This window comes from Paraburkholderia solitsugae (assembly GCF_013177695.1).
In the GTDB taxonomy this organism is placed as follows: Bacteria; Pseudomonadota; Gammaproteobacteria; order Burkholderiales; family Burkholderiaceae; genus Paraburkholderia; species Paraburkholderia solitsugae.
Map to the genome: position 1 here is coordinate 11,792 of NZ_WOEY01000040.1, position 22,147 is coordinate 33,938.

Annotated in this window: 19 protein-coding genes and 2 pseudogenes; 12 read left to right on the forward strand and 9 right to left on the reverse strand. The window is 62.5% G+C overall.

Annotated features, from left to right (window positions below; genetic code table 11):
* Positions 1-7: 7 nt before the first annotated feature.
* Positions 8-919, forward strand: a complete 912-nt coding sequence (locus GNZ12_RS10580) for a LysR family transcriptional regulator (RefSeq protein WP_172310297.1) — start codon at positions 8-10, stop codon at positions 917-919.
* 86 nt (positions 920-1,005) lie between these two features.
* On the opposite strand, the gene GNZ12_RS10585 is transcribed toward GNZ12_RS10580, so the two are convergent.
* Positions 1,006-1,338, reverse strand: coding sequence for a DUF2322 family protein (locus tag GNZ12_RS10585; RefSeq protein WP_172310298.1), 333 nt, complete (start codon positions 1,336-1,338; stop codon positions 1,006-1,008).
* Between the two features lie 26 nt (positions 1,339-1,364).
* Between GNZ12_RS10585 and GNZ12_RS44275 the strand changes: the two genes are divergently transcribed.
* Positions 1,365-1,709 (forward strand): hypothetical protein, encoded by a 345-nt coding sequence (locus GNZ12_RS44275; RefSeq protein WP_235993675.1) that lies wholly within the window; start codon positions 1,365-1,367, stop codon positions 1,707-1,709.
* Here GNZ12_RS44275 and GNZ12_RS10595 read toward each other — a convergent pair.
* A complete protein-coding gene (locus GNZ12_RS10595) occupies positions 1,682-2,563 on the reverse strand; it encodes a LysR family transcriptional regulator (protein ID WP_172310299.1) in 882 nt (293 codons plus the stop codon). The genes GNZ12_RS44275 and GNZ12_RS10595 overlap by 28 nt on opposite strands.
* Before the next feature lie 120 nt (positions 2,564-2,683).
* Here GNZ12_RS10595 and GNZ12_RS10600 point away from each other — a divergent pair, with 120 nt between their 5' ends.
* From GNZ12_RS10600 to GNZ12_RS10615, 4 genes are all read left to right on the forward strand, one after another.
* A complete protein-coding gene (locus GNZ12_RS10600) occupies positions 2,684-3,448 on the forward strand; it encodes a TerC family protein (protein WP_172310300.1) in 765 nt (254 codons plus the stop codon).
* Between the two features lie 67 nt (positions 3,449-3,515).
* Complete coding sequence (locus GNZ12_RS10605; protein ID WP_172310301.1) at positions 3,516-3,656, forward strand: hypothetical protein; 141 nt, start codon at positions 3,516-3,518, stop codon at positions 3,654-3,656.
* A gap of 294 nt (positions 3,657-3,950) precedes the next feature.
* Positions 3,951-4,961 (forward strand): YVTN family beta-propeller repeat protein, encoded by a 1,011-nt coding sequence (locus tag GNZ12_RS10610; RefSeq protein ID WP_172310302.1) that lies wholly within the window; start codon positions 3,951-3,953, stop codon positions 4,959-4,961.
* A 48-nt stretch (positions 4,962-5,009) separates the two neighbouring features.
* Positions 5,010-6,014, forward strand: coding sequence for a sterol desaturase family protein (locus GNZ12_RS10615; protein ID WP_172310303.1), 1,005 nt, complete (start codon positions 5,010-5,012; stop codon positions 6,012-6,014).
* A 183-nt stretch (positions 6,015-6,197) separates the two neighbouring features.
* Here GNZ12_RS10615 and GNZ12_RS10620 read toward each other — a convergent pair.
* Positions 6,198-6,512 (reverse strand): annotated as a pseudogene (locus tag GNZ12_RS10620) (4Fe-4S dicluster domain-containing protein); the annotation flags it as partial.
* Positions 6,513-6,844: 332 nt separating this feature from the next.
* Between GNZ12_RS10620 and GNZ12_RS10625 the strand changes: the two are divergent.
* Positions 6,845-7,459 carry a TetR/AcrR family transcriptional regulator gene (locus GNZ12_RS10625; protein WP_268959022.1) on the forward strand — a complete coding sequence of 205 codons (615 nt, stop codon included), beginning with the start codon at positions 6,845-6,847 and terminating at the stop codon, positions 7,457-7,459.
* 187 nt (positions 7,460-7,646) lie between these two features.
* Here GNZ12_RS10625 and GNZ12_RS45265 read toward each other — a convergent pair whose 3' ends face one another.
* The 3 genes from GNZ12_RS45265 to GNZ12_RS10640 all read right to left on the reverse strand — a co-directional run bounded on the left by GNZ12_RS45265 (position 7,647) and on the right by GNZ12_RS10640 (position 14,961).
* Positions 7,647-9,434, reverse strand: coding sequence for a methyl-accepting chemotaxis protein (locus GNZ12_RS45265; protein ID WP_328805980.1), 1,788 nt, complete (start codon positions 9,432-9,434; stop codon positions 7,647-7,649).
* A gap of 447 nt (positions 9,435-9,881) precedes the next feature.
* On the reverse strand, positions 9,882-13,391 hold the full coding sequence (locus GNZ12_RS10635; RefSeq protein ID WP_172310304.1) for a pyruvate carboxylase: 3,510 nt from the start codon (positions 13,389-13,391) through the stop codon (positions 9,882-9,884).
* A gap of 637 nt (positions 13,392-14,028) precedes the next feature.
* Positions 14,029-14,961, reverse strand: a complete 933-nt coding sequence (locus tag GNZ12_RS10640; RefSeq protein ID WP_172310305.1) for a LysR family transcriptional regulator — start codon at positions 14,959-14,961, stop codon at positions 14,029-14,031.
* A gap of 105 nt (positions 14,962-15,066) precedes the next feature.
* On the opposite strand from GNZ12_RS10640, the gene GNZ12_RS10645 reads away from it, so the two are divergent.
* Positions 15,067-15,957 (forward strand): sterol desaturase family protein, encoded by an 891-nt coding sequence (locus tag GNZ12_RS10645; protein ID WP_172310306.1) that lies wholly within the window; start codon positions 15,067-15,069, stop codon positions 15,955-15,957.
* Positions 15,958-16,075: 118 nt separating this feature from the next.
* Positions 16,076-16,783 (forward strand): SDR family NAD(P)-dependent oxidoreductase, encoded by a 708-nt coding sequence (locus GNZ12_RS10650; protein WP_172310307.1) that lies wholly within the window; start codon positions 16,076-16,078, stop codon positions 16,781-16,783.
* Between the two features lie 282 nt (positions 16,784-17,065).
* Here the strand turns inward: GNZ12_RS10650 and GNZ12_RS10655 are convergent, their stop codons facing one another.
* On the reverse strand, positions 17,066-17,896 hold the full coding sequence (locus tag GNZ12_RS10655; protein WP_172310308.1) for a DUF2182 domain-containing protein: 831 nt from the start codon (positions 17,894-17,896) through the stop codon (positions 17,066-17,068).
* Positions 17,897-17,937: 41 nt separating this feature from the next.
* Positions 17,938-18,705: a DUF899 domain-containing protein gene (locus GNZ12_RS10660; protein ID WP_172310309.1), complete on the reverse strand. Its 768-nt coding sequence runs from the start codon at positions 18,703-18,705 to the stop codon at positions 17,938-17,940.
* Between the two features lie 131 nt (positions 18,706-18,836).
* Here GNZ12_RS10660 and GNZ12_RS10665 point away from each other — a divergent pair.
* Positions 18,837-19,969, forward strand: a pseudogene (locus GNZ12_RS10665) (helix-turn-helix domain-containing protein).
* A gap of 13 nt (positions 19,970-19,982) precedes the next feature.
* Positions 19,983-20,651 (forward strand): glutaminyl-peptide cyclotransferase, encoded by a 669-nt coding sequence (locus tag GNZ12_RS10670; protein ID WP_172310310.1) that lies wholly within the window; start codon positions 19,983-19,985, stop codon positions 20,649-20,651.
* 71 nt (positions 20,652-20,722) lie between these two features.
* On the opposite strand, the gene GNZ12_RS10675 is transcribed toward GNZ12_RS10670, so the two are convergent.
* Positions 20,723-21,622, reverse strand: coding sequence for a LysR family transcriptional regulator (locus tag GNZ12_RS10675; protein ID WP_172310311.1), 900 nt, complete (start codon positions 21,620-21,622; stop codon positions 20,723-20,725).
* A 108-nt stretch (positions 21,623-21,730) separates the two neighbouring features.
* Between GNZ12_RS10675 and GNZ12_RS10680 the strand changes: the two genes are divergently transcribed.
* Positions 21,731-22,147, forward strand: a 417-nt coding sequence (locus tag GNZ12_RS10680; RefSeq protein WP_172310312.1) for an aldo/keto reductase, incomplete at its 3' end; no start/stop codon positions are given.

Consider the following 22,147-nt stretch of genomic DNA (forward strand, 5'->3'; position numbering starts at 1 on the left):
GCGAACAATGCAGGAACCCGACCTTTCCGATTTGAAAGCATTTGTCGCTGTCACGCGGGCACGCGGATTCCGCCATGCTGCGCTAACCGGCGGCGTGTCGGCTTCATCGCTGAGTGAAGCGGTTCGACGACTCGAACAGCAGCTCGGCGTCAGACTGCTCAACCGCACAACGCGCAGCGTCACGCCAACGGAAGCGGGGCAGCGTCTTTTCGAGCGGCTCGCGCCGGCATTCGGGGAAATCACCATCGCGCTGGATGCGGTGAACCTCTTTCGTGAGAGCCCCACTGGGACGCTCAGATTGAACGTTCCGTCGATCGCGGCAAGAGAAATCCTGCCCGCTCTCCTCTCCCGCTTCCTTGCCGCTCACCCGGGTATCACCGTGGACGTCGGGACCAACGACACGTTCATCGATATCCTCGCGGCGGGCTTCGATGCCGGCATCCGCTACGACGAACGCCTCGAGCGCGACATGATCGCGGTGCCAATCGGCCCGCGCGTTCAACATTTCGTCGCCGCGGCCTCGCCGTCCTACCTCGCGGCCCGTGGCGTACCGCAACATCCGGGCGAACTGCTGAACCACGCGTGTATCGGACAACGCTTCGACAGCGGCGTGCTCGCGACGTGGGAATTCGAACGGGGCGACGAGATCGTGCGAGTCGAGCCAAACGGACCGATGATCGCCTCCGTGATCGAACTGCAAAGAGGCGCGGCCATTGAAGGACTGGGGATTGTCTATACGTTCGATGAGTTTCTGCGGCCGGCAATCGAGCGAGGCGCGCTCGTACCGGTGCTGGAGGGGTGGTGGCAATCCTTCACTGGACCGTTTCTGTACTACCCGAGCCGAACCCATATGCCGGCTCCGCTCCGGACGTTCGTTGACTTTATTCTTGCCGCTGACGATTCAGGTAGTCATTCGTAGGCAGGGACGCGAAGGTGAACCGGTACGGGTTTCGGCGCGGACCGGCATCAAGCGGTCCACGCCGCCCAGCGCAACGACGGCGCGCTTCAGCCCGCCGCGATGACGTCGATGCGCAACGCTTCCCCACCGGCCACAATCGCGAGCAAATGGTCGACGTTCGGGTGCGCACCCGGACGGTTGCGCGCGTCGGCCGTATGCTCGGCGAACACCGCGAGGCCGTGTTCGGCCGCCTTGACGTCCAGCGTGCCGAAGGTCTGCTGCAGATAGTGGTACACCGCCAGCGAGCCCTGCTTGCCCAGCTTGTTCTCGATGCTGGCCACCACGGCGCCCTTGCCGTCGACCAGGTCGATACGTTCGATACCGTCAATGGCGGGCAGTTGGGCGAGGTTGTCCTTGAACACGTTGCTCGGTTGAATCACTGAAAACACTCCTTTTATTCGGAAAATTGCGGCGAGCCGTATCTTATCCGATAGGGTATTTTGCATCGCGCCGAACGCTGTGTGAGAATCAATCGGTCGCGCACACGCCGTTCGCGCCACCGGTCGGCCAACTCGATGCGGCCCTGCTCGACGCGTTGATCGCCGAGATCGACGACCCCGCGTTACGCCGCAAGGTGATTCGCCTGTGCATCGCCGTCACGATCGCGGACGACTATCTGGCGGAAGGCGAAATTGCCTTGCTCGCTGCCGTGTTCAACGCGTGGGGACCGAAGCCGGACCAGAGCGCAAGCCGGACCATCCCGCTGCCGGGCGCACCGCTTACTCACGCACGAACGGCAGCGACCACCTGAGACGCGAGCGCATGATGTTGCCCGCGCCGCGAGCGGATCGCGTGAATCTCTTCAACCACGCCTTCCGCCCGGCCGAGCCAGCGCAGTCCTCGCAGCAGCGCCACGTCCTCCGCGCCCAGTTCCGCGAGCGGAAACACGCCGAGACCGTGCGCGGCGAACACCGCCATCAGCGCGCTGTCTTCGAATTCCCCGACGATCCGCGGCCGGAGTCCCAGGGCTTCGAACCACCGGTCGAGGCGCGCGCGCAACGCGCCGTGCCCGGTGGGCAGGAGGACGGGCAGATCGGCCAGGCACTGCGGAAAGCCCGCACGGGCGGACTTGCTAATGATCTCCGCGGGGCCATACCAGTCGACGGGCGAACCGATGAGGCGCTGGCTCACGACACGCAGGTCCGCGTTGTGCGGCGCCGGCTGGCACGCCAGGACGAGATCGAGCCGATGGAGCGCGAGTTCGGACAACAACTGCGCATGCTCACCCTCATGACATAGGAGCCTGAGCGACGGCGTATCGAGGACCGGCGCCAGCAGCGCATGCGCGGCGAGCTTTGAGATGCCGTCGGAGAGACCCACGGCAAGCCGCGCAACACGTTCGCTGCCCGCCTCGCGCATCTCGTCGAGCAGCGCCTCGCCGATCTGAAAAATCTGTTCCGCGCGATTGAATGCCGTCTCGCCGGCTTCAGTCATCGTGACGCCGCGCCCTGCCGGCTTCAGCAACTGACGCCCGATCGATTTTTCCAGCTCGCGCACCTGCGCGCTGATCGTCTGAACGGCCATGTCGAGGCGCTCAGCCGCGCGCGCGAAGCCGCCCTCCTTCACGACGATCCAGAAATAGTAGAGATGGCGGTAGTTGAGCATCTGGCGATACTTCGAAAAAAACGATATGTCGCTCAGACTATCACTGATTTATCCGAACCATGAAGACGGCGATGATAGCGGCAGACCAACGTTACCCATCTTCATTCGCTTACGGAACCCATGGACGCTCTACTCGTACTCGTTGCCGACCCCGCCGCATGGGCTGCGCTGCTCACGCTGGTCGTGATGGAAATCGTTCTCGGCATCGACAACCTGATCTTCATCTCGATCGTCAGCAACAAGCTGCCGCAAGCCCAGCGCGCTCGCGTGCAGCGCATCGGCATCATGCTCGCGCTCGTGCTGCGGCTAGCCCTGCTCGGCACCGTCGCGTGGATCGCGCAATTGACCGCGCCCGCTGTGACGCTCCTTGGCCACGCGTTTTCATGGCGTGACCTGATCCTGCTCGGTGGCGGCCTGTTCCTCGTCTGGAAGGCGACCAGTGAAATTCACCACCACGTGGTCCATTCGGAAGAAGTGCGCGACAAGGCGAACACGACCGTGCAGTTGACCGCAATGGCGGCGATTGGACAAATCCTGGTGCTCGATATCGTGTTCTCGGTCGACAGCATCATCACCGCGGTCGGGATGACCGAGCACATGCCGATCATGTTCGTTGCAGTGATTGCTGCGGTCACGGTGATGCTGTTTGCCGCTCACCCGCTGTCGCGCTTCATTGATCGCAACCCGACCATCGTCATGCTGGCGCTCGGCTTCCTGCTCGTGATCGGCATGACGCTCATCGCAGAAGGCTTCGGATCGCACGTGCCGAAGGGTTACATCTACACGGCCATGGCGTTCTCCGCGTTTGTCGAGGCACTGAACATGCTCGTGCGCCGGGCGAAATCGAAGCAGATGGTTGGCGCGAGCCAAAAAGCGCCGGTGTGACGGCCGCGCATAAAAGCGCGGTTCGACAGGCTTGCACGAAGTCACACCGGCGAACGCTAGCGCACGCATGAGCCGGAACGACCACCCGGATAGGGACCGGCATCGCGATCATGCTTATGACAACAACCGCACGCATGACAATCACCGAACCGATTATCGGGGACACAAGAAAAAGCGCTCGCTGTTCGACATGTTCGATTTCGACTGAACGTTTACGCGAGTACAGGAATCAGGCGGTTAGCATCAATTCAAGGGCGCGCGCTGCTGTCAGCCGCGCCCTTTCGCTCTTTCCCGCTGACAAGGCCTCAGCATCGCCGAACCCTTCATATAAATAACAAAGCGTCGCGTGTCATCGACAAAGCAATCTGGCGCGTTAACGCACCGATACAGCAGCAGTCATACAGCATTAACGGTTTGAGCGCGGCCTACGTGCGCTGAATCTCCTTGCGCACGCCGCCTTGATGCTTCCCCAAATTGTTTTCCCTGCCCGTCTATCGTTCAGATGCCAATTTCACTCGTTTCGATTAAAAAAACCGGCGCGCTTGCTGCGCTTACTTATTGCGCGCTCACCATCGCGATGCCGGCGCAAGCCGCCGACAACGTGATCGTGCTCGATTCCGGCGAAGCCCAACTGACGCTGATCGATCCCGCTACCCATAAGGTCATCGGCACGGAGCCGACCGGTAAGGAACCGCATCACCTGATGATTACGCCCGACGGTCACTCGCTCATCGTGGCGGATTCGATCTCGAACGATCTGATGTTTCTCGATCCGCACACCGGGAAGGTGCAACGCAAGGTCGAGGATATTGAAGACCCCTATCAGCTCGGCTTCTCGCCCGATCACAAATGGTTCGTGACGGCAGGCCTGCGGTTGGATCGCGTCGACGTGTATCACTACGACGGCCAGAACATGACGCTCGCCAAACGTGTCCCGCTCTCGAAGACGCCGAGTCACATGACGTTCTCGTCAGATCGCAAGACCGTATTCGTCACGCTGCAAGACACGGGCGAAGTGGCCGCGATCGATCTGGCGACGCAGGCGGTGCTGTGGAAACTGCATGTCGGCAATACGCCTGCCGGTCTCTGGATGACGCCGGGCGACCGCTATCTGTTGATCGGCATGACGGGCGAAGACGACGTCGCCGTGGTCGATTGGCACAAGCAACAAGTCGTGAAAAAAATCCAGACCGGGCGCGGCGCGCACAACTTCCGCAACCTCGACGACGGCCAGCACGTGGCGCTCACGAACCGCGTGGAAAGCACGATCAGCATTCTCGATTACAACACGCTGACGAAGACCGCCGACATCACCGGACTTCTGCCTGGCCCTGACGACATGGAACTGTCCGCGGATCGTCGCTATCTGTGGGTCACATTCCGTTTCTCAAAGCATGTCGGCATCATTGATCTGACGACGCACAAACTTATCGACACAATCGCGGTCGGACGCTCACCGCACGGTTTGTATTTTGCCAACCGTGCGCCCGTGTATGCACCCAATCCGGACTGAACAGGCTTTCGTTTCGATGACAGCACCCGCAATTTCAAGAGGCTTTCGATGATCCACGAAATCGTCGCGCAACTCGACAATGGCATCTCGGCGTTACAGACACTCCTGTACGTCGACGTGGTACAGCCGTTGTTCTATCGCTTCGGCCTGATGGGCTACGACGAGGACACCTACGACGCACTCTATTGGGTGATCATCGGCGTACTGGAAATATTGATCACGTATATCGCCTTGCGACCGCTGGAAGCGCTGCGGCCTATCGAGGCGTGGTCCGATCGCAAGGCGCTGCGAGCCGATGTGATCTACACGTGGATCGCCAAGCTCGGCATTATCAATATCGCGTTCTTCTTCATGCTGCAGCCGCTGTTCGATCACTGGCAGAGCCTGATGGCGATCTACGACGTGCCGAACATCGACATCGACGGGCTGTGGCCGGGGGTCACCGATCAGCCGGTTGTGTCGTTCCTCATCTATCTGATCGTGCTCGATTTCTTCGGGTACTGGTATCACCGCTGGCAGCACCGCTTCGGGGTGTGGTGGGAACTGCACGCCGTGCACCACAGCCAGCAGCAGATGTCGTTGTGGAACGACGACCGCAATCACTTTCTCGACGACATCATTCAGGCCGCGTTCTTCGCCGCGATTTCGCTGTTCATCGGCGTGCAGCCGACGCAGTTCGTCGTGCTGGTAGCGGTCGGCAACTTCATGCAAAGCGTGCAGCACGTGAACGCGCGGCTGCCGTATGGATGGTTGCTCGAACGCGTTATCGTGAGCCCGATTTTTCATCGGCGTCATCATGCAGTCGGCTACGGCCATGAAGGCACGCGCTACGGCTGTAACTTCGGCGTGCTGTTTCCGTGGTGGGACATGATGTTCAGGACCGCGTCGTGGAACCCTACCGTCGAGCCGACCGGCATTCGTGACCAGTTGCCCCCGCCGCACGGCGCAGGGCGTTCCTATGGCGACGGGTTGATCGCCCAGCAATGGCGCGCGTTCGGCCGTATCGCCATGCGTCTGCGGGGACAACGCAATTATGGCGGTGTGACAGACTGATTGTCATCGCCACGAAGCGGGCGCGGCGCTCACCGCCGCCCGCTCGTCAGTTCGCAGATCGCGACTGAAGCCCGGGCCGCCACCGCGAATGCCAGGCTGGTGCTCGCGTCGAACGCCGATCTCACGCAGAGTCCGCGCAACGCGCTGTAGCCTCTATCAGGCAGTCGATGTGGTCGACCACCGCTACATATTCGGATAGTTAGGACCGCCGCCGCCTTCGGGCGTCACCCAGACGATATTCTGCGTCGGGTCCTTGATATCGCAGGTCTTGCAGTGCACGCAGTTTTGCGCGTTGATCACCAGCCGCTCGCTGCCATCATCGTTCTTCACGAACTCATACACCGCAGCCGGGCAGTAGCGCGATTCCGGACCCGCATAGGTCTGCCAGTTCACGTTCACCGGCACCGAAGGATCTTTCAGCGTCAGGTGAGCCGGCTGATTCTCTTCATGGTTGGTGTTCGAGATGAACACTGAAGAGAGCCGGTCGAATGTCACGCGAGCATGCTTCGCCGAATCAGGCCCGAACCACTTCTCAGCCAGTATGCGCAACGACCTTTCCCGGCTACCCATTTATTTCTCCACCTGCGTCAACGTCCTGTACTCCGAAGGGTGCCGACCCTTGAGATACAGCGTGATGCCTCGAACAACACCCTCACAAGCGGGGGGCGTATCCGAGTCCACACACGACCTCATGGAAGCCGGGATTTCGAGGGAACCTCCGTTGCCGGGGGCATAAAGCGCGGCGCGCCATTCGCGCGTATGGCCCCGGCCGGACCGACGCTGTAGATGCGCCGCGCTACCGGAGCGGGCAGCGTTCCGCCGACGCACTGCTGGAATCGGGGCGAACGCTGCTCCAACGGATCAGCTACGAGGGGTTGAGCGTCAGCGAGTTGTGCAAGGAAGCCAACCTGACTACGGGCGCGTTCTATCGGCGTTTCGAAAGCAAGGACGCGTTTTTTCTGGCACTTCAGCGTCTCGCCCTTGACGACGCGGCGCGCGTCAAGCAAACGCTAGACTCGCGCCTGGACTCCAAAGCCGATGCGCCGGTTGCGCTGATGGAGTGCGCGTGGGTGGTCGTGGAGGCCATACGCGCCTGGCATCTGTCTCATCGTGGCGTGATACGTGCGTCGATTCAGCGGCGCGACCATACGCCCGGCAGCTGGGAGCCTTTCAGAGAATTTGGGCGGGGCTTTGTGGAAGACTTCGCACCTCGCGTGGCGCGCTTCCCAGAACTGTGCGGACGGAGTGATGCACTGCCGCGTCTGCAGATAGCGTTTCAGATTGTGATCGGCACAATGGTCAACGCGGCGTTGAACGACCCGGGTCCGCTGAAACTCGACGCGCCGGCAATGACCGATGCGTTGGCGCAAATGTTCACGTTGTACGTAGGTGCGGGCGCGGGCGGTGGCGCAAATAGGGAGTCCGAAGTAGATGTTCGGCCATAGACGGGATGCTTGATCAAGCGGACAGGGCAGTACTCCAGACTGCGGTCGCACCGGTATCGACTTCAGACTGCAATACAAGTCCTTTCGCTGTCAGTTGCGCCTCGCAGACTGCGGGCGACTGACATTCCCCCGCCTCCTGAATAGTTAGCAATTGCGAAAGGACCGTGAATCGGACGTACCGCCCCTTCTAGAACTGCGTCCAGTCCCCACCGCCGTTTGCACCGTGGGTCGTTGCGGCTTCAGTGTCAGGAGCAACTGGCCTTAAGGCAGGTGTCTGACTACGCACCCGCTTGATAGCAGGCTCCACCTGAGCACCACCCGCATGCAGGAGCGGCGGCCGCGCCTCGACCGCGCCGTGGCGAGCCTGCATCTTGAACGTACCGACAGCTGCCTTCAATTTCGCTGCCTGATCATCCAGCGACTGGGCTGCCGCAGCAGCCTGCTCCACCAGCGCGGCGTTTTGTTGCGTCACCTCGTCCATCTGCGTGACCGCCTGGCCGACCTGGTCGATACCCTTGCTTTGCTCGTCCGATGCCGCAGCTATCTCACCCATGATGTCCGTGACACGCGATACCGCTGAGATAATCTCGCCCATTGTTACGCCCGCCTGGTCGACAAGCTGCGTGCCTACGCCAACCCGAGCAACTGAGGTGTCGATCAAAACCTTGATTTCCTTCGCTGCGGCCGACGCACGCTGCGCCAACGCGCGCACCTCACCCGCGACGACCGCAAAACCGCGCCCCTGCTCGCCGGCCCGCGCAGCTTCAACCGCAGCATTCAACGCGAGAATATTGGTCTGGAAGGCGATTCCCTCGATCAGGCTGATGATTTCAGCAATCTTCGACGAACTCTCCTTGATCTCGCCCATTGTGCTGACCACGTTCGACACCACCTGATTGCCCCGCCCCGCGATCTCAGACGCGCTCCTGGCTAACCCGCTCGCCTGACGTGCGTTCTCGGCATTCTGACGCACCGTTCCCGTCAACTCCTCCATACTCGCCGCAGTTTGTTCCAGCGAGGCCGCCTGCTCCTCTGTGCGCGACGAGAGATCGATGTTGCCAGCGGCAATCTGCTTCGAAGCGACGCCGACCGATTCCGTCGACTCTCGTACGGTAGTCATCACCTCGACAACCCGATCCATGAGGTGATTGAAGGCAGTCGCGGCAATGCCGACTTCGTCCATGTTCTGAACCGGAACCCGTTTGCTCAGGTCAAGCGAATGACTTGCCTCTTGCAGCGTAGCCTGAATACGCCCCAACGCCTGTTGGATCGAACGGGAGAGCGCAAGAATCCATCCGAACACGAGCACCAGCGTTGCCACCATCACGGCGATGACAGTCCTGAATACACTGGCACTGGCTTGTTTGGCCGCTGCGCCTGCGACCGCCGCCTGCGCGTCGGTCTGCGCCACGAACTGCTCGAGCGAAGTCTGAAATGGTTGAAAATCCGAATGATAGATTGACGTAACCTGATCATTCGCCGCCTTTGCGTCGTGAACAGCGAGATCAATTGCCTGATGAGACTTCTGGTCATAGGTGTTCCACGCAGACTCGATTGCCTGGAGCTTCTGCCGTGTCTCCGGCGCCGAGAATTGTGGCCCCACGATGGCCGACCAATGACTGATGTTCTGCTCCGCGTCTGCGAACACTTTCTTCGTATCGCCTGCGGTCGGGTCGAGCTCGATCGTCGACATCGCGCTGGCCTTGATCTCGGTTAGACCGCGAATTTCACTCTCTCCCGCTTGCCATGCGGCCGCCCCACTGTGGATCGAGTTGAATCCAATCACGGTCACGGCGATGCTCCCCCCGATTGCAATAAGGGTTACCCCCATCAACATCTGAAGCTTCAGCTTAATTTTCATTTTTACATGCTCATCGAAAGGAATCCAAACCGGTTTACGGCAGAGGCATGTCAAAACTTGAACATAGAAACCGCACTCAAACCGCAGGAGGTCATGGCGCCCTGTAGCAGCCACCGCGTGAACGCGAATGTTGTATGCGCAGCCTTCGAAGCGGATTTCGTCACACCGCGCGATGCCGAAAGGAGATCACTGGTAGTCAGTGTCGAGGGTACAGGCTATTCATCTGACCATTAGCATAGTCAGCTATCCTTATGATATAGCTTGGAGTTACGGCAGGTTCGCGCACGCAATCGGTGCATTGCGTATTCGCCGCGTGCAACGCAGGTTCCGTTTGCATGCATTGCGACCTCTCCAGACTGACACGTCGCACATGCCCAGCCGCTATCGTGACGCTGGCGAACCGGGTCTTCAGTGACATCGTTGCCAGCGCAAACGCCCCCGCTCTGCTAACTGAGGTTGAGGCGAGCGGCGACTGGACGAGATCATTGTCGCCGTCCAGCCTCGCTGATTTTTCAACTGCGCACCGCATGAATGCGGTGCGCACCTGTCCCTCCTCGTTGATCAGCCCTCGCCCTTCAACTCGATCAGGAGATCCTTTGCGCCCACACGGTCACCCGCCCGGACATGCACGGCGGCAATCTCACAGTCGCGCTCCGCCGCAATGTGGGTTTCCATTTTCATTGCTTCCAATGCGACGAGCGTAGTACCGGCTGCGACCCGCTGTCCCGGCTGTACCGCAACGGTCACGATCGAACCCGGCGTGGGAGCCGCGACATGCAGCGGATTCGAGGGATCGGCCACCGGGCGGCTGTGCCGCGCCGTCCCCGCCTGTGCAGTAGTGCGCTGCTCGATCAAGGCCGTGCGCGATTGTCCGTTCAACTCGAACTGAACCTTGATCATGCCGGACTCAGTGTCGGCGTGCTTCCCTTGCAGGGCGACGAGCAAGGTTTTGCCCGGCGCAATGTCGATCGCCACTTCCTCCTGCGGCTGCAATCCATAGAGGAAAGCCGGCGTCGGCAGCACCGACGTGTCGCTATAGGCGCGCAGGTGCGCGAAGTAATCGCCTGTCTGCTTCGGGTACATGAGGTAGGAAGCCAGTTGCTGGTCGTCCAGTGCCTGTTCGCATAGAGCCTTGCCCTGCGAACGCGCCGCTTCCAGATCGACCGCCGCAAGCGCGTCGCCTGGCCGGTAAGGCGCAGGCGGCTCGCCCCTCAGCACCTTGCGTGACAGTTCCACCGGAAAGCCGTCGGGCGGGAAACCGAGCTCCCCCTTGAACAGCGAGACAACGGACTCGGGAAACGCGACTTCCTTGGCGGGATCACACACGTCGGCGGCGCTCAGGTCGTTGGCCACCATCATCAGTGCCATGTCACCGACCACCTTGGAGGTCGGCGTCACCTTGACGATGTCGCCGAACATCCGGTTGACGTCGGCGTACGCACGCGACACCTCGGTCCAGCGATGTTCGATACCGAGCGAGCGCGCCTGCTCACGCAGGTTCGTGTACTGGCCGCCTGGCATCTCATGCCGATAGACATCGGCGGTGCCCGCCCGTATCTCCGATTCGAACGGCGCGTAGTAGCGACGCACGCCCTCCCAGTACATCGACGCTTCGTGCAACCGCTCGAGGCTCAATCCCGGATCGCGCTCGCTGCCCGCGAGCGCTGCAGCGATGCTCGACAGGTTCGGTTGCGACGTCAGGCCGCTCATCGCGTCGAGCGCGCCGTCCACCGCATCGCAGCCGGCGTCGATCGCGGCCAGCGCCGAAGCCGCCGAGATGCCGCTGGTGTCGTGCGTATGGAAGTGCACGGGCAAGCCGGTTTCTTCCTTGAGCGCTTTCACGAGCGCCGCGGCGGCCTGCGGACGGCAGATACCCGCCATGTCCTTGATGCCCAGGATATGCACGCCGGCATTTTGCAGTTCGCGCGCAATGCCCACGTAATAGTTGAGGTTGTACTTCGAGCGCGAGCCGTCGAACAGATCGCCCGTATAGCAGATCGCCCCTTCGCATAGCGCACCGCTTTCGCGCACTGCGTCGATCGCCACGCGCATGTTGCGCACCCAGTTCAGCGAATCGAAGACGCGGAAGAGGTCGACTCCGGCACTCGCGGCCTGGCTGACGAAGAACCGTACGACGTTATCCGCGTAGTTCGTATAGCCCACTGCATTCGAGCCGCGCAGCAACATCTGGAACAGGATGTTGGGCACCCGCTCGCGTAGCTGCGCAAGGCGTTGCCACGGGTCCTCCTTGAGGAAGCGCAGTGCCACGTCGAAAGTCGCGCCGCCCCAGCATTCCATCGAAAAGAGCTGCGGGAGTTCGCGAGCGTAGAACGGCGCGATCGGCAGCATGTCGGCCGTGCGCATGCGCGTCGCAAATAACGACTGGTGCGCGTCGCGCATCGTCGTATCGGTCAGCAGAACCTGCTTCTGGTCCAGCATCCAGCGCGCGAACTTCTCTGGTCCGAGCTCGCGCAACCGGTCGCGCGTACCCGGTGGCAGCGCAAGCGTGGTGTCGAGCGCCGGCAGTAGCGGCCTCGACATCGGCAACGAAGGCAACGAACGGCCACTCATCTCCGTATGCCCGTTGACGCTGACCTCGCCAAGATAGCGCAACAGCTTGGTCGCACGGTCACGCCGCTTCGTGAATGCGAGCAGTTCCGGCGTCAGGTCGATGAAGCGCGTCGTGACATCACCTCGCCCGAAGGCGGGATGATTGACGAGGTTTTCGAGGAATTGCAGGTTCGACGCGACACCGCGAATCCGGAACTCGCGCAGCGCCCGGTCCATCCGTCTGATCGACTCGGCTGCGGTCGGCGCCCACGTCGTCACCTTGACCAGCAGCGAGTCGTAGTACGGCGTGATCACCGCGCCGCCATAGGCGGTACCGGCGTCGAGGCGAACGCCGAATCCCGCCGCGCTGCGGTAAGCGGTGAGCCTGCCGTAGTCCGGCAAGAAGCCGTTCTCGGGATCCTCCGTCGTGATCCGGCATTGCAGCGCGTGGCCGTTGAGCGGAATGTCCGGCTGCGCCGGCACGCCCGCCGCGCGCACGCTGACGACACCGCTCTCGTCGAGCGTGTCCTCGATCATGCCGATCCTGCCGCCATCCGTGATACGGATCTGCGCCTTGACGATATCGACCCCGGTGATCATCTCGGTGACCGTGTGCTCGACCTGGATGCGCGGGTTCACCTCGATGAAGTAGAACTGGCCGGAGTCGGCATCCATCAGGAACTCGACCGTGCCGGCATGGGTGTACCCCACTGCACGCATCAACCGCAGCGCCGAATCGCAGAGCGACGCACGGCCGGCGTCATCGAGGTAGGGTGCGGGGGCGCGCTCCACCACTTTCTGGTTGCGCCGCTGCACCGTGCAGTCGCGCTCATGGAGATGCACGAGATTGCCGTGCCTATCACCGAGAACCTGCACCTCGACGTGGCGCGCATTGCGCACCAGCTTCTCCACATACACCTCGTCGTTGCCGAATGCCGCCAGCGCTTCGCGCCGGGCTGCGGCGAGCGCGGCTTCGAGATCGCCCTCGCTCTCCAGAACCCGCATCCCTCTTCCACCCCCGCCCCAACTCGCCTTGAGCATCAGCGGGTAGCCGATTCCGGCGGCGAGGCGCATGCACTCCTGCAGATCGTGAAGCAATGGCGGGCTTGCCGGCATGACTGGCACACCAGCCGCGACAGCCGCATTGCGTGCCGCCACCTTGTTGCCAAGCATGCGCATGACCTCGGGCGACGGGCCAATCCAGCGGATTCCGGCATCGATGACCGCCTGCGCGAAGTCGGGATTCTCGGAAAGAAAGCCATAGCCGGGGTGAATCGCATCGACCTTTGCCTGCCTCGCGATACGCAGGATGTCGTCGATGTCGAGATAGGCGGCAAGCGGCTTTTTTCCTTCGCCGACCAGATAGCTCTCGTCGGCCTTGAAGCGATGGAGCGCCAGGCGATCCTCCTTCGAATAGATGGCGATCGTGCGGATGTTCATCTCCGCGGCGGCACGCATGACGCGGATGGAGATCTCCGAGCGGTTGGCTATCAGCAGGGATTTGATCGGAGGATTATTCATTGTCGGTAGGGCGAAGCGGTCTGGGAGCGCAGCCATGCCGTGCGCATCTTGCACAGCATGGCTGCGAATGACCCGATGCGCCGGCAGGTCGCGAGGTCATCAGGGGTGATGTAGACGAGCGAGACCGTCGGGCGCGAATGGGATGTGCACTGCTGACGATCGCAGGTCTATGCTACGTCAGTAAAGAGGTAGTGCGAATCCATCCAGTCGTAGCCCGATCTGCCGTTTGCCCAGGCCCAGTTGGTCCGGTCAATGTTTGCCATACTTTCGGGACGATCGTCTATCGCCGAGTTGGCTTCCACCCCGCTCCTCTCTCCCGGGGACGCGACGTATCGCGCCTCCGTTCCGTTTTGTCCGTCATTAGTCATCGCTGGATTTCCTGATTGAAAAAGCTGACTGCAGCAAAGCTGCCGCTATCTGATCAGCGAATCGCAAGGAACGGGCCAAGACAGCGCATGACGCCTAGATCATTGATTTAACGGAACAATTATTTCCAGACGACGCGACGCAAGACTCAAAAACGAAATACGAATTTCACTTTTGAAATAAGACGCTGAATGCGCCGGTCGCGACGTGCTGTTTCTACGGCCCGGTTCGCTGGGTCTCCTGCAACAGAGAGGATCTAGCAGAGCGGGATCTATGACGCGGTCAGCCCGTCGATCGGCGATTCGTTGATTTCGCTGGCCACCCGCGCAATACAGGCGATGACCTCTCGCGCCATCGGCGATTGCGTTCTGCCGTGCAGGCGCACGATGCCCGCAATGGACGGCACGGACGTCCAGTTTTTCACCTGCAGGCGCACCAGCGCACCGGATGCCAGCTCGCTTTCCAGCGCCGCATCGGTTGCCGCCAGGAGGGTATCGGTGGCTAGCACCACGGTCTTGAGCACGCTGTAGTCGTCGCATTCAAGCGCAAGCTCGGGCACCTGGCCGGCCGGTAGGTCGAGCAACGCGGCCAGTTCCTCGTTCGTCGGAGTGAGCAGTTTCGGCGCGGCGATGCCGTAGTTCCACGCCGCACGCAGCGTGCATGCGTGCCCCACCAGCGGATGCCCGGCGCGCGCGTACAGGTGGCCAAGCTGCCCGCCGATCAACTGGATGTCCAGCGACGCATCATTAGGCATGTCGCGTACGTCGGCGGCAAAAAACTCGATGTTTTCAGCGCGCAGGCGCTGCAGCAACTGGATCGAGTTGCCACCCTCCATGCGCAGCGCGATTTTCGGATAGCGCTGCCGCAATTCGACCAAGGCCCGCGGCATCAACGAGGCCGAGAGCAGCGGCCCGACGCCAAACGCGGTGTCGCCCAGCTGGCTGTCGCGGTACAGGTCCACCTCGCGCTGCAGACAGCGCGCCTCAAAAAGCAGCTTGCGCGCCCGCTCGATGACGAATTCGCCGGCCGGCGTGGCGCGGACCTCGCCGCCCCCACGATCGAACAGGCGGATGCCCAGTTCGCTTTCAATGGCCTGAATACTGCGGCTGAACGCGGGCTGACTCAGGTGTGCCGCTTCGGCAGCAAGGGCGAAGTGGAGCGTGTCGGCGAGTGCCACGACGTGGCTGAGGCGGCGGAGGTCCATGACATTGCGCGATAAGCATTGAGACATTGTCCATTATGCATTGGACGCATTGCTTCGGCACTCCTAGGATCGCTCACACAAAAGAGCAGATAGGAGACACCGCAGATGAGCTCGCAGTTGGAATACCTTTTGATCACCGCCTGCATTCTGGGCTTTGCCTGCATGGAGTTCGTCAGCCGACGCTACCAGGCCAGCGTGCGCGCCACCACCAATGACACGGTGCTGGAAGTGCTGATGTTCGTCAATTTGATTGCGATTGCCCAGCCGCTGGGGCTATTGGGCGGCAACGCGTTGTGTCACTGGCTGATGCCGACCCAGCACAACGCATGGGCCAACTTGCCGTGGTGGGCCATGACGGCCATCCTGCTGGTCGGCGATGATCTGACGCAGTACTTGTGGCACCGTGCCTCGCACGGGGCGCTGCTGTGGCCGCTGCACCGGGCGCACCACAGCGCGTCGTACATGAGCGTACGCATGACCTACCGCAACAACTTGTTCTACTACCTGATGATGCCGGGCCTCTGGATCGCGGGCGTGCTGCTGTTCCTGGGCTTCGGCAAGGTCTATGCCGTGTACATGGTGGTCAAGGTAACCGTGATCATCGGCTCGCATTGCGCGTGGCCGTGGGACGCGCCGCTGTATCGCATCCGTGCGCTGCGCCCGCTGATGTGGATCCTTGAGCGCACCATCTCCACACCCGCCACGCACTGGGCCCACCACGCGATGACAAACGCAGATGGCATCGGCCACTACAAGGGCAACTTCGGCAACCTGCTGTTCTTCTGGGACGTGCTGTTCGGCACGGCGCACATTACGCGCAAGTATCCGGCGCAGATCGGCCTGCCGGACGACGTGCTGTTCGGGTCTGAGCGTTGGACGGCGCAGATGTTCTACCCGCTGGTCCATTCCAGGCGCGACCATTCAGCGCTGCGCCCGGGCGGCTACGGTTTTACCGAAGCGGACGCGCAAGCCCTCGCGGAGCGGGACGCCGCCTGATTTATCCGCCGTATGGCCGGCGTCCACCGGCCTGGCCGCTGAAATTCAACCTGGAGGGTGGCAATCCCACCGTGCCTCGCCCATTCTAGTAACACCGCCCTACCCCTTTCCCACGCATATGACCAATTCGTCTTCTCGTACCGTGCTGATTACCGGCGCGGCCGGCAACCTGGGGCGCGCCGTCGCGCGCGCCTTTGCCGATGCCGGCGACAAGCTGTTGCTGCTAGACCGGCATCAGGATCGCCTGGATGCGGCTTTTGGCCCGCAGACTGAGCAGCGACTCCCGGTCGCGGTCAATCTTCTGGACCGTGACGCCACGCGGGTGGTGGTCGACCACGCCCAGTCCACGCTGGGGCCCGTCGACGTGCTGTGTCACCTGGCGGGCGGCTTCGACATGGGCAAATCCGTGCATGAAACGCCCGATGCAGACTGGGAGGCGATGTTCGACCTCAACGTGCGCACGCTGCTGCATATCGTCAGTGCCGTGGTGCCGCATATGCTGGCGCACGGCAGCGGCCGCATCGTCACGGTGGGTGCCAATTCGGCGCTGAAAGGCGTGGCGCACATGGGGCCTTACGTTGCCGCCAAGAGCAGCGTGATCCGGCTGACGGAGACCCTGTCTGCCGAACTGCGCGAGCGCCATATCAATGTCAACTGCGTACTGCCCAGCATCATCGACACGCCGGAAAACCGCGCAGCGATGCCGGGGGCTGATCCGGAGAAATGGGTGAAGCCGCAGGACCTGGCCAGCGTGATCGCCTTCCTGGCCTCCGACGCGGCGCGCGCGATTCATGGCGTGGCCTTGCCGGTGATCGGGCTGAGCTAGCGCGCTAGAGAGAAACGGGGAAAGGTCGCGGCGGCGAAGACTGATATTCCCGAGCTCGCTCAAGTAAACGCGGCATGTCATCGCGCCATACTCAGAGACCGCCTCGCCACATCGCGTGGTTGGACTGTTACTGGCACAGTCGAGAAAGTCATCTGTTAAGGATAACTATGCTTGCGCTACACAGGTAGCCTACGCTCGCCAACTTGACAAGGCCTCCAAGGCTTTGGGGCGTCAGATGGAACCTGGTGGAATCGCGTGGACCGTGTTCTGGCGGAGAGTGCCTCAACCCAAGCCCACTGCTCGCGCGATCAGCAACACCCCTGCGCCCACGATACCGGCGCCAATCACGCGCGCCGCCCGCTCACCGCGCGGGACCAGACGTTCGACGGTGATAGCCGCCGTCACGACCGCCATCACGCGTAAATCCATGACACCGGCAACGAGAAGGATCGTCGTCAGCCCAGCACAGCAGTAGCTGCAGTGGAGGCCGAGACGCAAGCCATGCCGCCATGCCGTGGCGGCGTCCGCAGGCAACGCCGCTAATGCAGGCAACTCGCACAACGTAAGGCAACGCCCCGGCGCCTCGCGGCAGCAAGCAAGGTGCCGTGCCTTCCACGCAGTGAACTGCAGCGCCCCGGCGATCAACACAATCACACCGATCGCGAGCGGAACCGCGCGCGCCAACGCCGGCAGTTCCATCGCGAGCGCCGCCAACGCAACGCCCAGCGGAAATACGGCCATGCCGAACGCGGTCCACACGAAGAAATACGCCGCGCCCACCATCACCGTCAGCCAGCCCAGGCGCGTCTCGCCCATCCCGCCGACCGTATCGCGATAGCGCCACAGCATGGGGACGAGAGAGGGCAGCATCATCGCGACCATCATCACGACCCACATGCCGAGGAACGACGCCGCGACGCCAGGCCACGTCTGCCCGCACATCCGCATCCACGTCATCGACATCGTCCAGCCACCGGGCATCGGCATTGCGCCCATTGCCGACATGGATGCGGCGCCGGCGATCGTCACCGCCGCGCTGACGGTGAAGAGCAGTGCCGAGACGCCGAAGAAGGCCCGCTGGGAAACTCGCGCGTCGATCGAGCGTCCTGACATTTCCCGGCCCCCGGTTGCGCTAACGTCACCCACGACCTGACTCAGCGTGTCTCGTACTCGTCGTGGCGCTTCCACCAGACGCCCGTCTCGTTGCGTCCCTTCGGCGCGCGATCCAGCCACTGATACATGCCCCAGATGCCGTCCACGCCGCGCGCATAGGTGGAATAGGTGTGATAGACGACGCCGTCTTCGAGGACGAACGCGCTCAGGCCTGGCCGGTCGCGCGTGTACGTCGCCGGGTCGGTTCCGCATGTGGCCGCGAACTGGACGACGGGCTCCGGGACCTGCGCCTCGTCCATCGCGTGGCCGCCGCGCTCGTAGTTGTATTCGATGCTCCCTTCACGCTGTTGCGCCTCGGTAAACGCGATGTTGAAGTCGAAGTTGAAGTCGCTTCCGTACGAGGACGCCCAGGGGAACGTCCACCCCATCCGGCGCTGGTACGTCTGCAGCATGTCGAGCGGCGCTCGCGACACAGCCGAAAGTGTGACGTCGTGATTCGCCAGATGAACGACGAGGCCGTCGAACCCATCCGCGATCGCTGAGCACGACGGGCACCCCGCCTTGTAGTCGGGCCCGAACATGAAGTGGTACACGAGAAGCTGTGAGCGTCCTTTGAAGAGGTCTGCCAGCGAGGCACTGCCCGCATCGGTTTCGAATCGGTACGTCTTGTCGATTCGCACCCAGGGCAGCGCCTGCCGCTGCTGCACCAGCGCGTCGCTCTGCCGCGTGAGCGCCTTCTCCGCCTTGAGCAGCTCGAGCCGCGCGGCTAGCCACTCTTCACGTGTCCCGGTCGAATGTGTCGTAGTCATGTTTCCCTCCTTGGGGGGTCCTTCGTCGTTCGTTCAGTTGTCGATGCGACGAATGGGTTGGTGGTCGTGCTAGATTAGTCACGGGCACCCGAACGGTGGGAGTGACAAGTGTGGCGGGATTCGAATCGACCATGGACTCGCTAGTGACGGCCGCAGCGCGGGCGCTCGCGGCGGGGGATCCGCTCGGCGCACTGAACCGGGTCGCTTTGCGTGACGACGCGCCTGCGCTCGCCCTGCGGGGCATCGCGATGGCGCAACTCGGCGATCTCGTTCGTGCCAAAGCGCTCGTGCGAAGTGCGGCGCGCGCCTTCGGGCCGAAACAGCCGGTGGCCCGCGCGAGGTGCATCGTCGCCGAGGCCGAAATCGCGCTCGCCTCGCGCGATCTGGGCTGGCCCGCGAAGGCGCTCGACGCCGCGCGGGCAACGCTCGAAGCGCACGGCGACCGGCTCAACGCCGCGCATGCGCGGTATCTCGAAGTCCGGCGCCTCCTCCTGATCGGGCGCCTCGACGAAGCCGAGCGTTTGCTCGCCCAACTCGATCCCGCGCCCTTCCCACCCGCGCAGAGAGCCGCCCACGAACTGGTCGTCGCCGGGATCGCGATGCGCCGCCTCCAGACGAAAACCGCGCACACTGCGCTTGCGCGGCGCGTCTGATTACGCATGGCGAAGAACGGCCGCTTCTGCTTGAGGAGGTTGAGGCGTTACTGGCATCGAAGGCGCTCGTCGTGGACGCGTGCCGTTATGTCGTACGTGAAGCAAACATCGTGGTCCCGCTCGCGAGGCGTCCGGTGTTGTTCGCGCTTGCACGCGCACTGGCCGAAGCGTGGCCCGAAGACGTGTCGAGGGACGCACTCATCGCGCGGACATTTCGGACGAAGCACGCTGATGAATCGCATCGCGCGCGGCTACGCGTCGAAGTCGGGCGGCTTCGCGCGTTGCTTGGGCCACTGGCCGGCGTGAGCGCGACGAAGCCAGGCTTCAAGCTGGTGCCGCACGGCGCGCGCGAGGTCGTCGTGCTCGCGCGGCCGGTCGAAGAGCCGCATGCGATGGTGCTCGCCTTCCTCGCCGACGGTGAGTCGTGGTCGAGCTCGGCGCTCGCGATTGCGCTGGATGCCAGCCAGCGCACCATGCAACGAGCACTCGACTCGCTGGCGGAAGCCGGCAAGGTGCAGTCCTTCGGTCGCGGGCGGGCGCGACGTTGGATGACGCCGCCCATGCCCGGATTCACGACGACTTTGTTACTCCCCGCTCCCCTACCCGAGTGATTAGGATGGAAAGATGAACAAATCAACCGCCAACATCGTGCGTGAATATGGACCCTTTCCGGGCGTCGACCAGGTGGCTGGGGTCACGTATGACGGCCAGCACGTCTGGATTGCTACCGGAGACAAGCTGAACGCCTTCGATCCGGCGAGCGGAGAAATGCTGCGCTCGATCGACGTCGCCGCGCGGGCAGGGACGGCCTTCGACGGCCGGTATCTGTTTCAGATCGCCGACGATCGCATCCAGAAGATCGATCCGGATACCGGCCGTGTGCTCGCCACGATCCCGTCGCCCGGCGGTGGCGGTAACTCAGGGCTCGCGTGGGCTGAAGGGACGCTCTGGGTGGGACGGCATCGCGACCGGCAGATCCTTCAGGTCGATCCCGAAACAGGGGCGATTCTTCGCACGATCGAATCCAACCGCTTCGTCACCGGAGTCACCTGGAACGACGGGGAACTCTGGCACGGCACCTGGGAAGACGACGCGAGCGAGTTGCGGCGAGTCGATCCACAAACGGGAGAAGTCCTGGAGAGTCTCGAGATGCCGCCTGGTGTATTCGTGTCGGGGCTTGAATCCGATGGTGGCGATCAGTTCTTCTGCGGCGGCGGAGGCAGCGGGAAGGTGCGAACCGTACGCCGACGCGCGCGAGACGCGGAGCTTCCCGTCGAGTCTGCGAGCAAGTAAGCGAAGCGGGCCGTTGTGACGAAATAGAAATCAGGGATCCCAGGCGATCAACCTGCTGGATCCCGGTGCGCTTACCGCGTGTTTGCCCAGTCGCGCACCGCTTGCGCGAACAATCGCAGCGCGGTCGGCGGATGGCGGTTCGCGGGGTAATAGAGGCACAGGCCAGGAAAGGTCGGACTCCATTCAGGCAGCACATGGACCAGCCGGCCCGCCGCCAGATGCTCCACCACGTGATCTTCCGGAACCCAGGCAATGCCGATACCGGCCAGAGCCGCCTCGATCATCAGATTGAGATTGCCGAGCGTCATCGGCCCAGCAACATCAACATTGGCGCTCTTGCCACGATGTTCGAGATCCCACCGGTAAAGCGCACCGCTATCGAAGCGGAAGCGGATGCAGCGGTGCTGCATCAGATCGTGTGGCGCTTTCGGTGGCGCATGATGCGCAAGATAGTCCGGCGATGCCACCGCGGCGAAACGCATGTCGGCCCCGAACCGGACGGCGATCATATCGCGCGGCACGTCGTTATAGACGCGGATGCCCGCGTCGAAACCATCGGCCACGATATCCACCGGCCGCGTGTCCACGACGAACTCGACGTGGATGTCGGGATACGTGGCCAGGAAGCCGGGAAGAACATGGCGGATCAGGGGTCTCACTGACGCCTCCGACGCACTGATCCGGATCGAGCCCGACGGCCGGTCATGCTCCGACGCGACCTGATTCACCGCCTCTTCCAGATCCGCGATGGCGGGCCGCACCCGCCTCAGGAGTTGCTCACCCGCCTCCGTGAGCGCGACGGATCGCGTCGTGCGGTTAAGCAGCCGCACGGCCAGCCGAGCCGCCAGACCCCGCATTGAATGACTCAGCGCCGACGGCGAAACGCCCAGCATACGCGCCGCCGCGCGAAAGCTTCGCTGGTCGGCGATGGCAACGAAAGCGGTTAATTCGGACAGACCAGCGCGCGCCATAGATGAATTTCCCTCACTACCCTGTGCAATTCTAGCCAGATTGTTGAGCCATTCACAACAGCATAAGATCGTTGACATCAATCGACAACCGACGAAAGGAGCAGGAACATGCAACATCGCAAACTTGGAAGCAGCGGTCTCGAGGCCTCGGAGATCGGCCTCGGCTGCATGGGTTTGAGCTATGGCTATGGCCCCGCGACTGAAAAATCCGCAGGCATCAAACTGATCTGCGCCGCTTTCGAACAGGGCGTGACGTTCTTCGATACCGCCGAAGCCTATGGGCCATTTTTTAACGAAGAACTCGTCGGCGAGGCGCTGGCGCCGTTTCGCGATCAGGTGGTGATCGCCACCAAGTTCGGTTTCAAGGACGGCGACGTGAGCCAGGGCCTGGACAGCCGGCCCGAGCGCATTCGTGCCGTCGTCGAGGCATCGCTTACGCGCCTGAAAACCGATCGCATCGATCTGCTCTACCAACATCGCGTCGACCCGAACGTGCCGATCGAAGACGTCGCCGGCGCCGTCAAG

Excerpts from the sequence above, each read along its gene's own strand:
- GNZ12_RS10580 (WP_172310297.1), top strand. The coding sequence starts at position 8 with ATGCAGGAACCCGACCTTTCCGATTTGAAAGCATTTGTCGCTGTCACG.
- GNZ12_RS10595 (WP_172310299.1), bottom strand. The coding sequence starts at position 2,563 with ATGCTCAACTACCGCCATCTCTACTATTTCTGGATCGTCGTGAAGGAG.
- GNZ12_RS10600 (WP_172310300.1), top strand. The coding sequence starts at position 2,684 with ATGGACGCTCTACTCGTACTCGTTGCCGACCCCGCCGCATGGGCTGCG.
- GNZ12_RS10605 (WP_172310301.1), top strand. The coding sequence starts at position 3,516 with ATGAGCCGGAACGACCACCCGGATAGGGACCGGCATCGCGATCATGCT.
- GNZ12_RS10610 (WP_172310302.1), top strand. The coding sequence starts at position 3,951 with ATGCCAATTTCACTCGTTTCGATTAAAAAAACCGGCGCGCTTGCTGCG.
- GNZ12_RS10615 (WP_172310303.1), top strand. The coding sequence starts at position 5,010 with ATGATCCACGAAATCGTCGCGCAACTCGACAATGGCATCTCGGCGTTA.
- GNZ12_RS10635 (WP_172310304.1), bottom strand. The coding sequence starts at position 13,391 with ATGAATAATCCTCCGATCAAATCCCTGCTGATAGCCAACCGCTCGGAG.
- GNZ12_RS10640 (WP_172310305.1), bottom strand. The coding sequence starts at position 14,961 with ATGGACCTCCGCCGCCTCAGCCACGTCGTGGCACTCGCCGACACGCTC.
- GNZ12_RS10645 (WP_172310306.1), top strand. The coding sequence starts at position 15,067 with ATGAGCTCGCAGTTGGAATACCTTTTGATCACCGCCTGCATTCTGGGC.
- GNZ12_RS10650 (WP_172310307.1), top strand. The coding sequence starts at position 16,076 with ATGACCAATTCGTCTTCTCGTACCGTGCTGATTACCGGCGCGGCCGGC.
- GNZ12_RS10655 (WP_172310308.1), bottom strand. The coding sequence starts at position 17,896 with ATGTCAGGACGCTCGATCGACGCGCGAGTTTCCCAGCGGGCCTTCTTC.
- GNZ12_RS10660 (WP_172310309.1), bottom strand. The coding sequence starts at position 18,705 with ATGACTACGACACATTCGACCGGGACACGTGAAGAGTGGCTAGCCGCG.
- GNZ12_RS10670 (WP_172310310.1), top strand. The coding sequence starts at position 19,983 with ATGAACAAATCAACCGCCAACATCGTGCGTGAATATGGACCCTTTCCG.
- GNZ12_RS10675 (WP_172310311.1), bottom strand. The coding sequence starts at position 21,622 with ATGGCGCGCGCTGGTCTGTCCGAATTAACCGCTTTCGTTGCCATCGCC.